14 protein-coding genes are annotated in these 13,891 nt (G+C 60.8%); all 14 read right to left on the bottom strand.

Features of this window, described 5'->3' with window-relative positions:
* Nucleotides 1–95 precede the first annotated feature (95 nt).
* The 14 genes from FAA97_RS05880 to alr all read right to left on the bottom strand — a co-directional run bounded on the left by FAA97_RS05880 (nucleotide 96) and on the right by alr (nucleotide 13,812).
* On the bottom strand, nucleotides 96–776 hold the full coding sequence (locus FAA97_RS05880; protein WP_136597547.1) for a hypothetical protein: 681 nt from the start codon (nucleotides 774–776) through the stop codon (nucleotides 96–98).
* A 102-nt stretch (nucleotides 777–878) separates the two neighbouring features.
* Nucleotides 879–2,495 (bottom strand): citramalate synthase, encoded by a 1,617-nt coding sequence (gene cimA / locus FAA97_RS05875; RefSeq protein WP_136597546.1) that lies wholly within the window; start codon nucleotides 2,493–2,495, stop codon nucleotides 879–881.
* Between the two features lie 244 nt (nucleotides 2,496–2,739).
* Nucleotides 2,740–3,699, bottom strand: a complete 960-nt coding sequence (pip, locus tag FAA97_RS05870; protein WP_136597545.1) for a prolyl aminopeptidase — start codon at nucleotides 3,697–3,699, stop codon at nucleotides 2,740–2,742.
* A gap of 2 nt (nucleotides 3,700–3,701) precedes the next feature.
* Nucleotides 3,702–4,193 (bottom strand): GFA family protein, encoded by a 492-nt coding sequence (locus FAA97_RS05865; protein WP_136597544.1) that lies wholly within the window; start codon nucleotides 4,191–4,193, stop codon nucleotides 3,702–3,704.
* Entirely contained in the window at nucleotides 4,190–4,657 is a 468-nt protein-coding gene (locus FAA97_RS05860; protein ID WP_136597543.1) for a GFA family protein, read from the bottom strand. The genes FAA97_RS05865 and FAA97_RS05860 overlap by 4 nt, the downstream gene beginning before the upstream one ends.
* Before the next feature lie 132 nt (nucleotides 4,658–4,789).
* Entirely contained in the window at nucleotides 4,790–5,182 is a 393-nt protein-coding gene (locus tag FAA97_RS05855) for a type II toxin-antitoxin system VapC family toxin (RefSeq protein ID WP_246041356.1), read from the bottom strand.
* A 14-nt stretch (nucleotides 5,183–5,196) separates the two neighbouring features.
* A complete protein-coding gene (locus FAA97_RS05850; protein ID WP_136597541.1) occupies nucleotides 5,197–5,439 on the bottom strand; it encodes an antitoxin in 243 nt (80 codons plus the stop codon).
* 58 nt (nucleotides 5,440–5,497) lie between these two features.
* Nucleotides 5,498–6,982, bottom strand: a complete 1,485-nt coding sequence (gene cysS, locus FAA97_RS05845; protein ID WP_136597540.1) for a cysteine--tRNA ligase — start codon at nucleotides 6,980–6,982, stop codon at nucleotides 5,498–5,500.
* A 195-nt stretch (nucleotides 6,983–7,177) separates the two neighbouring features.
* Nucleotides 7,178–8,056: a DMT family transporter gene (locus tag FAA97_RS05840; RefSeq protein ID WP_136597539.1), complete on the bottom strand. Its 879-nt coding sequence runs from the start codon at nucleotides 8,054–8,056 to the stop codon at nucleotides 7,178–7,180.
* Nucleotides 8,057–8,116: 60 nt separating this feature from the next.
* Complete coding sequence (locus tag FAA97_RS05835) at nucleotides 8,117–8,857, bottom strand: SDR family NAD(P)-dependent oxidoreductase (protein WP_136597538.1); 741 nt, start codon at nucleotides 8,855–8,857, stop codon at nucleotides 8,117–8,119.
* Between the two features lie 21 nt (nucleotides 8,858–8,878).
* A complete protein-coding gene (gene purF / locus FAA97_RS05830) occupies nucleotides 8,879–10,369 on the bottom strand; it encodes an amidophosphoribosyltransferase (RefSeq protein WP_136597537.1) in 1,491 nt (496 codons plus the stop codon).
* A 120-nt stretch (nucleotides 10,370–10,489) separates the two neighbouring features.
* Nucleotides 10,490–11,053, bottom strand: a complete 564-nt coding sequence (locus FAA97_RS05825) for a CvpA family protein (protein WP_136597536.1) — start codon at nucleotides 11,051–11,053, stop codon at nucleotides 10,490–10,492.
* Nucleotides 11,054–11,137: 84 nt separating this feature from the next.
* Nucleotides 11,138–12,541, bottom strand: coding sequence for a DNA repair protein RadA (gene radA / locus FAA97_RS05820; protein WP_136597535.1), 1,404 nt, complete (start codon nucleotides 12,539–12,541; stop codon nucleotides 11,138–11,140).
* Nucleotides 12,542–12,645: 104 nt separating this feature from the next.
* The gene (gene alr / locus FAA97_RS05815; RefSeq protein WP_136597724.1) at nucleotides 12,646–13,812 is read right to left on the bottom strand and encodes an alanine racemase; all 1,167 of its coding nucleotides are present in this window, start codon (nucleotides 13,810–13,812) and stop codon (nucleotides 12,646–12,648) included.
* Between the last annotated feature and the right edge of the window lie 79 nt (nucleotides 13,813–13,891).

Raw genomic sequence — 13,891 nt, 5'->3', positions numbered from 1 at the left:
TTGGAAACGGCATTACGCCTGCTAGGTTTTCGTTGCCAATTCATTTCTGTGAAGGATCGTTCAGCCATAGCGATACTTGGAGGTGCCGAGCTGGATCAGCCTTTGTCTCGCTGTATCGAATGTTCAAGTCTGTTGCCAAGTAGGTAAAGTGCCGGTGCGAGAGTAGAGGCTGAAACTTGCATATCGACTGTTGGAATAGCTATCGTCTCCGTTTTGCACAATGGCAACCTCATAAGGTCGAACCGCAATCCGATTGTACGAGCTCGAAGCGAAACGGACGTATTTTTTCTCATGATAAGTTTTGTCCCGAGAACTCCGCCGCGTCCGAACATGATTTGAGCGAATTCAACCTGATCCCACCTGACAAATTGACTGCTGATCCGCCTATCGAGGAATCCTTTCTCATCGAAGATCAGTATTGGCTGGTCTCGATTACCAAGTGCCACCAGTGTCTGAGACTCTTCAAGAATTAAATCGATGAATAAAATCAACCCGGAAATCAGCAAAAAAACAAGTACGCCGTAAAGGCTCAAAAGAGATAATGATGATATGAAAATTTGTCGCAAACATATCAGTAGTGAAAAGAAAAATATTGCTCCGATGACGAAAAAAACGGTTATTCGCCAATAAATTTTCTTGCGCAGCCCGTTCTCCGCGAAAACGGTACACGGAACTGAGATTCTTAACGGAGGGAAAATACATACGCCAAGCAGCGGCCGATCGACCCTAATCGGACCTGACGTAAGAGTTTGCGCGCTTCGTGTCAGATCAGACATTGATTTTCCGAGGACGGTGAAAGGTTACAAGGTTGCCTAGCATGGTACGGGATCTAGTTTCAGGCTGTATTTCAATCCGTTTTTTGCGGGTGCCCTGTTCGATCACTCCGCCGCGATCTTGCCTGCCAGTTTGCGGTTCTTCATCAGCTTGTAGACGACACTGTCCATCAGCGCCTGGAAGGAAGCATCGATGATGTTTTCCGAAACGCCGACCGTCCACCAGCGGGCGCCGGAGGCATCGGTCGACTCGATCAGCACGCGGGTGATCGCCTCGGTGCCGCCGTTCAGGATGCGCACCTTGTAGTCCGCAAGCTCAAGGTCGAGGATTTCCGACTGGTACTTGCCGAGATCCTTGCGCAGCGCAATGTCGAGCGCATTGACCGGACCGTCGCCTTCGGCAACCGACATCATCATCTCGCCATCGACGAGAACCTTGACCACTGCCTCCGAGACCGTCTTCAGCTTGCCATGGCTGTCGAAGCGGCGCTCGACCATGACGCGGAAGCTTTCGACCGCAAAAAAGTCGGGCACGCTTCCGAGCGTCTTCAGGGCCAGCAGTTCGAAACTGGCATCGGCGCCTTCATAGGCATAGCCCGAGGCCTCGCGCTCCTTGACCACGTAGATCAGCGTATCGAGCTTCGGATCGTCCTTGGCGACCGCGATGCCGCGGCGCTTCAGCTCGTTCAGAAAGTTCGCCTTGCCACCCTGATCCGACACCATGACCTTGCGGAAATTGCCGACCGATTCCGGTTCGACATGTTCATAGGTCTTCGGATCCTTCAAAAGCGCCGAGGCATGGATGCCGGCCTTGGTGGCGAAAGCCGAGCCGCCGACATAAGGGCTCTGGTGATTGGGCGAGCGGTTCAGCAATTCATCGAAGGCGCGCGAAAGGCGGGTGAGGCCAACCAGCTTTTCCCGGTCGATGGACGTCTCGAAACGCGACGCATACGTCTCCTTCAGACAGAGCGTCGGGATGATCGTGACGAGATCGGCATTGCCGCAGCGCTCGCCGATGCCGTTCAGAGTGCCCTGGATCTGGCGCACACCGGCCTCGACAGCGGCGAGCGAATTGGCAACCGCCTGACCGGTGTCGTTATGCGCATGAATGCCGAGCGAGGACCCGGGAATGCCGGCGGCGATCAGTGCCTGGACGATCAGGCGGATCTCCGGCGGCTGCGTGCCGCCATTCGTGTCGCAGAGCACCACCCAGCGCGCACCGGCATCATAAGCCGTTTTCGCGCAGGCGATCGCGTAAGTTGGATTGGCCTTGTAGCCGTCGAAGAAATGTTCGCAATCGACCATGGCGAGCTTGCCGTTCTCGACGACAGCCTTCACGCTATCACGGATGCTTTCGAGGTTCTCCTCGTTCGTACAGCCGAGCGCCACCTTCACGTGATAGTCCCAGCTCTTGGCAACGAGGCAGACGGCATCGGCCTTGGCCTGCAGCAGTTGCGTCAGGCCGGGATCGTTGGAGGCGGAAACGCCGGCGCGCTTGGTCATGCCGAAGGCGACGAAGCCAGCTTGTCTGGTGCGCTTGCGGGAAAAGAAGGTCGTATCCGTCGGGTTCGCACCGGGATAGCCGCCCTCGACATAATCGATGCCGAACTCGTCCAGCATGGTCGCGATCGCGATCTTGTCCTCGACGGAAAAATCGATACCCGGCGTCTGCTGGCCATCGCGCAGTGTCGTGTCGAACAGGGTGATCTTTTCGCGTGTCATGCTGGTGTCCTTACGAAAACGTTCGCTGTGGGGTTTTCACCCCCTCTGTCACTGCGTGACATCTCCCCCACAAGGGGGGAGAGTGGTGGCCGCCGCCGTCCCTCGCGGCAACAGCCGTCCTTGTAACTCCCAGCGAGTTTGAAGCGGCCAAGAGAGGGTAGGACGATGCCCAATCCGCTCTCCCCCCTTGTGGGGGAGATGCCCGGCAGGGCAGAGAGGGGTGGCAACGACCGAAAACATTGCTTCAATTCTTCCCCGCAAACCGATCCGTTGCCCGGATCAGCTGGTCGAGGATGCCAGGCTCGAGATAGGCGTGTCCCGCACCTTCGATCAGGTGGAAATCTGCCTTCGGCCAGGCCTTGTGAAGCTGCCAGGCATATTTTGCCGGGCAGGGCATGTCGTAGCGGCCGTGAATGATCACGCCGGGGATATCCTTGAGCTTGTGCGCATCGCGCAGCAGCTGTCCCTCTTCCAGCCAGCCGGCATGGACGAAGAAATGGTTCTCGATGCGGGCAAAGGCCAGCGCGAATTCCGGATCGTAGAAATGATCCGAATAGTCGGGGTTCGGCAGAAGCGTGATCGTCTCGCCTTCCCAGGTGCTCCAGGCAACCGCGCAGCGCAGCTGCTCCTCGCGGTCGGTGCCGGTCAGCCGTCGGCGATAGGCCGCCATCATCTCGTGGCGCTCGTTTTCCGAAATCGGCGCCAGAAAGCGCTCCCACTTGTCCGGGAACATTTCCGACACGCCGAACTGATAATACCAGTCGAGCTCGGCCTTGGTCAGGGTGTAGATGCCACGCAGAACGAGTTCCGACACGCGCTCGGGATGGGTTTCCGCATAGGCGAGCGCCAGCGTCGAGCCCCAGGAACCGCCGAAAACCAGCCACTGTTCAACGCCGATCATCTCGCGCAGGCGCTCGATATCGGCGACGAGGTGCCAGGTGGTATTGGCCTCGATCGAGGCGTGCGGTGTCGACTTGCCGCAGCCGCGCTGGTCGAACAGGATCACGTCATAGAGGGTCGGATCGAAGAGCCGGCGTTGCCCCGGGCTGGTCGCGCCACCGGGACCGCCATGCAGGAAGACGGCCGGCTTGCCGCCTTTGGTGCCGACACGTTCCCAATAGACGCTGTGCCCGTCGCCAACATCGAGCATGCCGGTCTCGAAGGGTTCGATTTCCGGGTAATAGCTGCGCAAGTCGTTCGTCATCATCATCTATCCTTTGAAACGGGCCAGAGCACTGTGTCATGGTCCGGGTGCTGGCGGCTGGTGGCCGCGATGCCCGCGGCTCCTTCCGGCAGGTCGGATCGGTCGGTCACATTCTCCGGCAGGGAAAACAGGGCGTTGAAATAGGGCAGGCGGCTTTCGACGCCGTCCTGGGAAACGGGAACCACCGCCTCCGGCTGATCGAGGCTGCCGATGGTCACGCTGATATAGGGGGAACCCTTGGTGCGGAAGAAGAGCGGTGTGCCGCAATCCTTGCAAAAGCCGCGCCCGCACGGATCGGACGACTGGAACCAGCTTGGCTCACCGCGCATCAGGAGGAAATCTTCCTGCCGGGAGCCGGCCAGCGCCATGAACAGGTTGCCGCTTGCCTTCTGGCACATGCGGCAGTGACAGAGATGCGGATAGCCGGGTTCACCGGCAATCTTGTAGCGGATCGCACCGCACTGGCAGCCGCCGGAATGAACCTGTTTCGTCATGCGTCGTCCTCCGGCGGCCAGACGGCCGTGTCATGGTCGGGGTGCTGGAAGCTCTCGATCGAGGCGAAGAAGGCCTCCATTTTGGGGCTGGTATGGGCAGGCTTGTCGAACAGTTGGTCGATCCAAGGCAGGCGCTGGTGGTGGTTCACCTGGACCTGCGGCTCGAAACGCTCCGGATGATCGAAGGCGCCAATCGCAAGCTCGACGCCGCCCGGGTGCTGATAGGTGAGCGGCGTGCCGCATCTGCCGCAAAATCCGCGCTTCACCTTGGCCGACGAGCGGTAGAGCATCGGCTGCCCGCGCGTCCAGGTCAGATGCGCCTGATCGGCCGTGACGAAGGCGCCGAAGAAGGAACCGAACTGCTTCTGGCACATGCGGCAATGGCAAATCGACGGCCGGCCAAGCTTTGAAGCCTGAAACCTCACCGCGCCGCACTGGCACCCGCCGCTTTCGATCTCGCTCATCTCGCGCCCCTCATCGCAATGTCATGTAGACGGTGACGCCAATGATCACCACGGCAATCAGCGCGCCCTTGGCAATCAGCCCATAGAGCAGCCATTTCGGCATTTTTGTATTGGGGTTGGGTGGAGTCATGGCTATGCCTCCACCCAGTTCTCGATTTTGAGACCCGGAACCCGTGCAAATTCCCGAACATTCGCCGTCACCAGTGTGAGATCAAGCGAACGTGCATGGGCTGCGATGAACAGGTCTGTGGTGCCGATTGGCTTCCCGCCCCGCTCGAGATCAAGGCGAATATCGGCGAAATGAGACGCCTCTTTGTCCTCATAGGGCAGGATTTCGATCCGATCGAGGATCGTTTCGACAAGGTAGGCCAGTCGCTCGGACCCACGCTTCAAAATTCCGAAGCGCAGTTCGGAGGCAACGATGGAACTGATCGAGATCCGATCATCGCCGACACGCTCCACCTTGGCGGCGGCTGCGCCATAGGGGTTGCGAATGACGTCGGAAACGATGTTGGTGTCCAGCATGTAGAGCGGTGCGATCACAGGTTCACGTCCCGCGCCGGAGCTTCCTGCAGATCGAAATCGAATTCCTCCTCGACCGGTGGCTGGCTGCGCAGCCATTCGATGAGGCTTTCCTTCCTCGTCCTGACCGGCTCCAGGGTGATCTTGTCGCCTTCCTTGCGCATGATCACTTCGTCTCCGGGGAAGTCGAATTCAACGGGAATGCGAACGGCGCGATTGCGGCCGTTCTTGAAGACCCGGACATGTCTTTCCAGTTCCATGCGCACTCCCCCTGATTGGCATAGGTCAAAGCATATGCCGACTGTTCTGTTGAGGCAACTACCGCTTGACCTCCCATGTCGTCACCCGTTCGCCGCTCTCCTTGTCCTTGCCGTCCTTGAGTTGGATGCCCTTGGCCGCCAGATCGTCGCGGATCTTGTCGGCTTCGGCGAAGTTCTTCGCCTTCAGCATTTCGAGCCGCATGTCGACAAGCGCCTGCACGGCGGCGGAAAGGTCGTCGCTGACTTCGGCCTTCTTCGGAGCCACGCCGAGAAGGGCGGCGGAGGCTGCAAACAGGGAGAGCTTCGACGGATCGGCATTGGCGGCTTGCGCAAGGGCATGCACCGCCTGAACGGCCGCAACAGTGTTGAGGTCGTCGGAGAGCGCCTCAAGCACCGAAGCATCCGGTGCCATATCGCCGGCATCGCCCGCTGGCCATTTCGCCAGCAGGCGTTCAGCCTCTTCCAGGCGCTTCACCGAAAAGTCGATCGGCTCGCGGTAATGCGTCATCAGCATCGCAAGGCGCAGCACTTCGCCCGGCCACTGCCGCCCGCCGAATTTTTCCGTCGCCAGCAACTCGTTGATCGTGACGAAATTGCCTTCCGACTTCGACATCTTGCGGCCCTCGACCTGCAGGAAGCCGTTATGCATCCAGACTGACGCCATGAGGTCGTTGTCGAAGGCGCAGCAGGACTGGGCGATCTCGTTTTCGTGGTGCGGGAAGATCAGGTCGAGGCCGCCGCCATGGATGTCGAACTGGTGCGGCTTCGCTTTCGCTGCGGGCGATAGCCTGTCCTTGATCTCTTCCCAGAGATAGCGATCGGACATGGCCGAGCACTCGATATGCCAGCCGGGACGGCCATAGATCGCGTGCGACTTGCCCTCGAAGCGGTAATTTGCCGGCCAGCCGGGTTCGGTGTCTTCCGACTGCTTCCACAGCACGAAATCGGCCGGGTTCATCTTGTGGCTTTCGACCGCTACACGGGCGCCCGCCTGCTGCTCATCGAGCTTGCGCTTCGAAAGCATGCCGTAATCGGCCATGGATGCGGTGGAGAACAGAACCTCATGCCCCTCCGAACCGGTCGCGACATAGGCGTGGCCCATGTCGAGCAGCCGCTGGATGATCGTGATCATCTGGGGAATGTTGTCGGTCGCGCGCGGCTCGACCGTCGGCTTCAGGCAGCCGAGCGATGCCACGTCCTCGTGGAACTGGCTCTCCGTCTTGCCGGTGACGGCGCGGATCGCGTCATTCAGGCTCATCGAGCCATCGGCAATCTGGCTGCCGAAGTCGCGCAGTGCGCGCGCGTTGATCTTGTCGTCGACGTCGGTGATGTTGCGGACATAGGTGACCTTGTCCGCGCCATAGACATGGCGAAGCAGCCGAAAGAGCACATCGAAGACGATGACGGGGCGGGCATTGCCGATATGGGCAAAGTCGTAGACGGTCGGACCGCAGACATACAGGCGCACATTGTCGGGGTCGATCGGCTCGAAGTCGACCTTCTCGCGTGTGAGCGTGTTGTAAAGCTTGAGGCCGACGGCCATGTGAAACTCCCAGAATGATTTACCCGGCTGGACCGGGTCGTTTGTCATCTGGGGCTATGCAGGAGACGAAAACGGCCAGGCCAGCGCAAACGCTAGCGAATAATGATCCCGCAAATGATGCAGAGGCTCGTTTTCATGGGCGCTGTTATGGCGTGGGCCGCAAACTTGGTCAAGGGGGACTTGGCGGAGACCGGCTCAGCTGGCCAGTCTTGGCAGCTTGACCAGGCCAAGCACCAGTGCGCAACCGATGATGATCACGCCGCCGCCCATGATCTGCAGGGCCGAGAGTGGTTCGTTGAGAACGAATGCCCCCACCAGGACGGCAACGACGGTGACGGCGAATTCCACGCTGATGGCAGCCGTCGCACCAATGCTTTTCACCAGGCCGAAATAGAGCACATAGGTGAGGGCGCTCATCAGGGCTGCGAGGGCGAGCAGGTAGAGGTAATCGATGCCCTGCGGTGTTCCAGGCACCGGCACAAACCAGAGAAGAGGCAAGGTTAGGATACCGCCGGCAATGAAGGAGCCGATGGTCACTTCCCATGGACCGGTGCCGGCGAGGTAACGGCTTGCATAATTGCTGCCAAAGGCTGCCGAGAAGGTCGAGCCGATCATCGCCAGACAGCCAATCAGAAAGACACTGGTCACGGGAACAGCGGGAAAGCCGACGAGCATCACGATGCCGATCGCGCCAAGAATAAGGCCGAGCACTCTCGACGGCGTGATGCGTTCAAGACCCCAGACCCGGGCAATGACCATGGAAAACAGGGGAATCGCCGCAACGAAGATTGCCGCCATCGCCGTGCCGATCAGCGGGGTGGCATAAGATAGGCCAATCAACTGTCCGGCAACGGTGGTTGCACCGACGACGGCAAAGGGCAGGGTGCCCGCGCTGAAATCGAGCCGACGCCGCATCAATCGGGCAATGGCCAACAGGAGGAGGCCTGCAATCAGCGAGCGGAATGTGACTGCACCGATCCAGCCGAATGCATCAACCACATGCAGCAGCAATAGGAAGGAGAGCCCCCATGCGAGCGAGAGATAGGCGTAGGCGGCAAAGTCTCTGGACTGCATGGGAGATCCGGTGAGTGGGAGCCGGCGGATGCCGGCCCCTGCGGGAGAAAGCCAGCCGGCCTATACCGGCATGCGATAATCGACGATCTTGCCCTCTCGCACGACAAAGAGCTTGCCGGTTTCCGTCTGGTCCGGGCCGACAAGCGGCAGAAGCTTGGCGGCGATCTCGGCGGGTTGCGGCAGGGTGGCCGGATCTTCGCCCGGCACGGCCTGCGCCCGCATGGCCGTACGGGTCGCGCCCGGATCAACCGAGAGGATGCGCAGCGGCAGGCGCTGGGTTTCCGCAGCCCAGGTGCGGGCAAGCGCTTCCACGGCAGCCTTTGACGCAGAATAGGGACCCCAGAATGGGCGGCATTTGTGCGCAGCGCCCGAGGAGAGGATCAGCGCGCGGCCCTGATCGGACTTGGTCAGCAGCGGATCGAGCGAACGGATCATGCGCCAGGTGGCCGTGACATTGATCGTCATGACCTTGTCGAAAACCTTGGCCTCGACATGACCGATCGGCGAGATGACACCGAGAATGCCGGCGTTGAGGACGGCGATATCGAGCTTGCCCCAGCGCTCGTAGATATGGCCGCCAAGCTGGTCGATCATCGCCATGTCGGTGAGGTCGAAGGGAACAAGCGTGGCCGTGCCGCCGACAGCCTTGATCGCGTCATCGAGATCTTCAAGGCCGCCCACCGTGCGGGCGCAGGCAATCACATGCGCGCCAGCCTTGGCCAGTTCGAGGGCCGTCGCATAGCCGATGCCGCGCGAGGCACCGGTGACCAGCGCAAGCCGGCCTTTGAGGTCGATGGTCATTGTCAGTCCTGTCTTCTGCACTCAGCCATTGGCGGCAAGCATGGAGTCCTTGCGGCCCGGCTTCTCGCTTTCCTTGTCGAGCAGGCGGGTCGGATAATCGCCGGTGAAATAGTGATCGGTGAATTCCGGATTGGCCGGATCGCGTGGCTTGCCACCCACGGCCTTGTAGAGGCCGTCGATCGACAGGAAGCCGAGACTGTCCACACCGATCACCTTCGCCATCGCGATTTCATCGGCATACTGGTTGGCGAGCAGCTTGTCGCGGTCCGGCGTGTCGATGCCGTAAAAGTCCGGATGGAAGATCATCGGGCTTGCGACACGCAGATGCACTTCCAGCGCGCCGGCGTCGCGGATCATCTGCACGATCTTGAGAGACGTCGTGCCGCGCACGACCGAATCGTCGACCAGAATCACCCGCTTGCCTTCGATCATGGCGCGGTTGGCAGAGTGCTTGAGCTTGACGCCGAAAGCGCGGATCTGCTGTGTCGGCTCGATGAAGGTGCGACCGACATAATGGTTACGGATAATGCCGTATTCGAACGGGATGCCGCTCTGCTGGGCATAACCAAGCGCTGCCGGCGTACCGCCATCGGGAACCGGAACCACCACATCGCCCTCGACGGGCTTCTCAATGGCAAGGTTCATGCCGGCATTCTTGCGCGTCGTGTAGACATTGCGTCCGGCGACCACCGAATCGGGCCGGGCGAAATAGACATATTCGAACATGCAGACGCGCTCGGGCTGCGGGCGGGCCGGCATGCGGGACTCGATCTTGATGGTGCCGTCCGGCTGCGTCTCGCAGATCACCACTTCACCATTCTTCACATCCCGCACGAACTTGGCGCCGATGATGTCGAGCGCGCAGGTTTCGGATGCGAAGATCGGCTTGCCGTCCAGTTCACCCATGACCAGCGGACGGATGCCGATCGGGTCGCGGGCGGCAATGAGCTTGGTGCGGGTGAGCGCGATCATCGCATAGCCGCCTTCCATCTGCCGGATGGCGTCGATGAAGCGGTCGGTCGTGGAGGCGTGGCGCGAGCGGGCGATCAGATGCAGCACCACTTCGGTGTCCGACGTCGACTGACAGATGGCGCCGGTTGCGATGATCTGGCGCCGCAGCGTCAGGCCGTTGGTGAAATTACCGTTATGGGCAATTGCGATGCCGCCTTCTTCAAGCTCGGCGAACAGCGGCTGCACGTTGCGCAGCGCCACTTCGCCCGTCGTCGAGTAGCGGGTGTGGCCAATCGCCTGGGTGCCCGGCAGCTTCGCGATGGTCACCGGATTGGTATAGTGGTCGCCAACGAGGCCCATGTGCTTTTCGGTGTAGAACTGCCGACCGTCGAAGGAAACGATACCAGCTGCTTCCTGTCCGCGATGCTGGAGCGCATGCAGGCCAAGCGCCGTCAGCGTCGAGGCGTCAGAGTGCCCAAGGATCCCGAAGACCCCACATTCCTCGTGGAATTTGTCGTCATGATCACCGTAGACGACATAGGGAGTGCTGAATTGCTTCATGGCGATTTGCCTTTGCTCCGGGGACAGATGCGGGAATTTGAGGCTTTTAACACGGAAGCCGCCGATCTGTCCTGATCCGGCGGCATCCAGTCTTTTATGGTTCACGAGCCTTGAAGCGCGTTAATTGCTTTCTGCCGGGGCCTGCTCGGCGGGCGCTGCTTCCTCGCCGTCACGGCCGAGGATTCGGGCACGGATCTGCGGTTCGATATCCTGCGGCAACACCGCCTCAAGCTTCAGAACCAGGCCGTCGAGGAACGGCTTCGTCTTGGCTTCGTTGACCCAGTCCGGGCGCTGGCGAACGTCGATCAGCCAGTTCCAGAAGGCGACGGCGACGACGAGAAGCAGGATACCGCGGGCGGCACCGAAGAGAAAGCCGAGTGTCCGGTCCAGCGCGCCAATGCGACTGTCGATGATGAAATCGGCGATGCGCGAGGTGATAAACGAGATCAGGATCAGCGACACGAAGAAGATGACACCGGCAGAGCCTGCAATCGCGATGCGATCATCCTCGGTGTAGTTTTTCGCCAGAGGCAAAAGCAGGGGATACAGATAATAGGCGGCAGCGACAGAGCCGGCCCAGCTGGCGATGGACAAGACCTCGCGCGAAAAGCCGCGCACCATGGCCAGCACCGCCGAGAAAAGAACGACGCCGATGACAATACCGTCGAAAATCGTGATGGGCATCTAATACCAACTCCAAGACTGTCGGACCGATGCCGACATGATTTTGTCACCGCGCCAGCGCATCCCGCGATGCGTTGGAAAAGATCAGAATTCCTCCTGATCTGCCGGTGCCTTCAGCCGAGAACCGGCAATGCGGGCAACCAGATCCGGAAGGCTCTCAACCTCCCGCCATTTGCCAGCCGATCCCTTCGGAAGATCCGCGGATCCAGCGGGCAGGACTGCGGACGAAAAGCCAAGCTTTTCCGCCTCTTTCAGTCGCTGGCCCGTATGGGCAACGGGCCTTACCGCGCCTGACAGACTGACTTCGCCGAAATAGACGCAATCGGCAGGAAGGGCAAGACCGGCCAGCGACGAAACCAGCGCCGAGGCGATTGCCATGTCCGCTGCCGGTTCGCTGATCCGGTAACCACCGGCAACATTGAGGTAAACATCATGTTGCCCGAGGCGCACGCCGCAATGCGCCTCCAAAACCGCCAAAATCATGGCAAGCCGCGAGGAATCCCAGCCAACCACTGCGCGGCGCGGGGTGCCCAGTGACGTCTGCGCAACAAGGGCCTGGACTTCGACGAGAACGGGTCGTGTTCCCTCGATGCCGGCAAACACCGCCGCACCCGGCGCCTTTTCATTGCGTTCGCCGAGAAACAGCTCGGACGGGTTCGAGACTTCGCGCAGTCCGCGGTCGGACATTTCGAAGACGCCGATCTCGTCCGTCGGCCCGAAACGGTTCTTCACCGTGCGCAAAATGCGGTAGTGGTGACCGCGATCCCCCTCGAAATAGAGGACGGCATCGACCATGTGCTCGACGACGCGGGGGCCAGCGATCTGTCCTTCCTTCGTGACGTGGCCGACCAGCACCATGGTGGCGCCCGTCTGCTTGGCAAACCGGATCATGGCCTGCACGCCCGTGCGCACCTGGGTGACCGTGCCGGGTGCGGAATCCGCCGTGTCGCTCCACAGCGTCTGGATGGAATCGATGATGACGAGGTCGGGACGCTTGCCCTCGGAAATCGTCGCCAGAATGTCTTCGACATTGGTTTCTGCTGCGAGCAGGACATCGGTCTCTGCTGCCCCCAGTCGCTGCGCGCGCAAACGCACCTGGGCCACCGCCTCTTCGCCCGAGACATAGATGACGCGGTGACCTTTTCGTGACAGGGCGGCAGCGGCCTGCATCAGAAGGGTCGACTTGCCGATTCCGGGATCGCCGCCGATCAACACGGCTGAGCCACGCACGAAGCCGCCGCCGGTTGCGCGGTCGAGTTCCGCCATGCCGGTCGGAATGCGCGGCGCCTCTTCGATCTCGCCGGAGAGCGAGGTCAGCGTGACCGGGCGGCCCTTTTTCGGCATCTTTCCGGGGCCGCTGCCAATGCCGCCCATCGGATCTTCCTCAACGATGGTGTTCCATTCGCCGCAGCCCTCGCATTTTCCCGCCCAGCGGGTGTGCACGGTGCCGCAGTTCTGGCAGACGAATTGGGTCTTGGCTTTGGCCATGCGAAATCCCGTCGGTCATGCTCACGATCAGTGAGAACAAATAGTGAATATCAGTTCTCACATAGGGTATTGCCACGCCCTCGCGCAAGAGCGATCGGATGTTTTCAGAGGTCTGCGTCGAGATAGATTCTCTCGTGGCGCAGCCCAAGACCCGTCAGCATCTCGTAGCCGATCGTGCCGGCTGCGCGGGCCAGTTCGTCAACGAGCATGGCCGGGCCGAAGAGCTCGAGATAGTCGCCACTGCGCACCAGAGCGGATGGAACATCGGTGATATCAAAGATCGTCAGGTCCATCGTCACGCGTCCGACCACCGGCACTCGGTGGCCTGCAATGACCGCTTCGGCGCCCGGCAGTCCCGCATCCCTGAGCGCCGTGCCTGAACCGGAAAGATTGCGCAGATAGCCGTCCGCGTAGCCGACGCTTGCAATCGCCAGTCGGCTGTCACGTGTCAGACGGTGCGAAGCGCCGTAGCTGACGCTCTCGCCGGCCTTGGCCTCGCGGATCTGGAGGATGCGCGCTTCCGCCTTCACCACCGGCTGCATGGGATTCTGCGCGCCAGAAAGGGCTTCTCCGCCATAGAGCGCGATCCCCGGACGGGTGAGATCGAATTGGTATTCGGGACCGAGAAAGATGCCGGCGGAGGCAGAAAGGCTGGATTCGATGCCTGAGAAAGCCTCGGCAACCTGCTGAAAAGCCTGAAGTTGTGCCCTGTTCATTGGTGACTTCGCGTCATCACCACAGGCGAGGTGGCTCATCATCAGAACGGGTTCGAGGCTTTGCGGCCGCGACACGTCGTCGGCCAGCGCCAGCGCGTCATCAAGCGAAAGGCCGAGCCGGTTGAAGCCGGTATCGACCTGCAGGGCGCAAGGATAGGGGCCGCGATCGGACAGGAGACTCATCCAGAAGGCGAGCTGCTCCTCGGAGGCAATCACCGGCACGAGGTCGTGATCGAAGAAGATCTCCTCCTGGCCTGGCCATATGCCGGACAGGACAAAGATGCGAGCCTCGGGTGCATAGGGGCGAAGCGTCGCCCCCTCGGCCGGCACTGCCACGAAGAAATCGCGTGCGCCAGCATGGTAGAGGGTCTGGCCGACATCCTCGATCCCAAGGCCGTACGCATCCGCCTTGACCACCGCCGCACAGCGCGCCTTGCCCGACCGGCGCGCCATTGTGCGCCAGTTGTCGGCGATGGCGCCGAGATCGATCGTTAGGCGAAGGGGAGCAGCGAGGAACTCCTCGGGCGCGTCGGAAATGGTAAATCGGTCTGTCATCATGGCCATCGGCTATCGGAAGGATGGCAAACCCTAGCAGTTTTGCCGGGAGGGGTAAGTGCGGCGCGAAAGATTTCGC

The organism is Peteryoungia ipomoeae (assembly GCF_004912165.1).
Classification (GTDB): Bacteria; Pseudomonadota; Alphaproteobacteria; order Rhizobiales; family Rhizobiaceae; genus Allorhizobium; species Allorhizobium ipomoeae.
The sequence above is the reverse complement of the archived record's forward strand: the minus strand, read 5'-3'. Positions and strand labels throughout refer to the sequence as shown.